Below are 1,273 nucleotides of genomic sequence, written 5' to 3'. Positions count from 1 at the left end.
CTGTAGTGGCATAGTGAATTTGGCCACCTAATTAGAGATGTTATTATTCATCTCAGAACTATTTAGGTGAGACAAATGGCAAAGAAGAAAAAACCGAATTACGCCCCTGAGTTTAAATTAGAAACTGCTCAATTAGTGGTCGACAATGGTTACACTCATGCAGAAGCAGCTAATGCAATGGGCGTTGGTTACTCAACGATAAGTAAATGGGTTAAACAGCTAAAAGAAGAACGTGCTGGTAAAGTACCTAAAGCGTCACCAATGACGCCTGAACAAATAGAAATTCGTGAGTTAAAGAAAAAGATATAACGTATTGAATTAGAAAAGAAAATTCTAAAAAAGGCTACCGCTCTGTTGATGTCAGACTCCCTGAACAATTCGAATTAATCGAAACACTCAATCAGAGCAATAAGGCGAAGTACAGCATAAAAATGTTATGCGAGGTGTTTGAGGTTCACCGCAGTAGCTATAAATATTGGCATCTCAGGGATAAATCAATTTCAGCAGATAAGCTTCGTTTGCTTAGTGAAGTTAAGCAAATTCACCGAGAGAGTAACGGGTCGGTAGGTGCTAGAACCATAGCAGATATAGCAACTAACCGAGGATTTGATTTAAGCCGTTATCGCGCAACCAAGCTGATGCGAGAGCTTGAACTCGTTAGCTGTCAAATGCCTCAGCATAGCTATAAAAAAGGTGCTAAAGAGCATGTTGAGATACCGAATCTACTTGATAGGCAGTTTGATGTTATTGAGCCAAATACCGTTTGGTGCGGTGATGTCACTTATGTATGGGTTGGTAATCGTTGGGCTTATTTAGCCGTTGTTATCAACTTATTTGCTCGTAAGCCTGTTGGCTGGTCAATGTCGTTATCGCCTGATAGCGCATTAACGAGTAAAGCTTTAATGATGGCTTATGAAAGCCGAGGTAAGCCTTCTGATGTGATATTTCACTCAGATCAAGGTAGCCATTATACAAGTCGTAAATTTAGACAAACTATCTGGCGTTATCAGATAACGCAGAGTATGAGCCAACGTGGTAACTGTTGGGACAATGCGCCAATGGAGCGCTTCTTTAGAAGTTTAAAAACTGAATGGATACCAACAACGGGTTATTGTAATTTTGCGCAAGCTAAAAAAGAGATTACTGATTACATCATTGGCTATTACAGTCAGACTAGACCGCATCGTTATAACGCAGGTTTAAGTCCGAATGAATCAGAACAAAGGTATTGGAAACAATACAAAACCGTGGCCAATTTAACTTGACCACTACA

The 1,273-nt window shown here is 39.8% G+C and carries 1 pseudogene; it reads left to right on the top strand.

The window, feature by feature from the left end:
* Positions 1–75 precede the first annotated feature (75 nt).
* A pseudogene (locus J7384_RS19180) lies at positions 76–1,265 on the top strand (IS3 family transposase).
* Positions 1,266–1,273: the final 8 nt, after the last annotated feature.

This window comes from Endozoicomonas sp. G2_1, from assembly GCF_017744155.1.
GTDB lineage: Bacteria > Pseudomonadota > Gammaproteobacteria > Enterobacterales > Alteromonadaceae > JAGHQT01.
The sequence above is the reverse complement of the archived record's forward strand: the minus strand, read 5'-3'. Positions and strand labels throughout refer to the sequence as shown.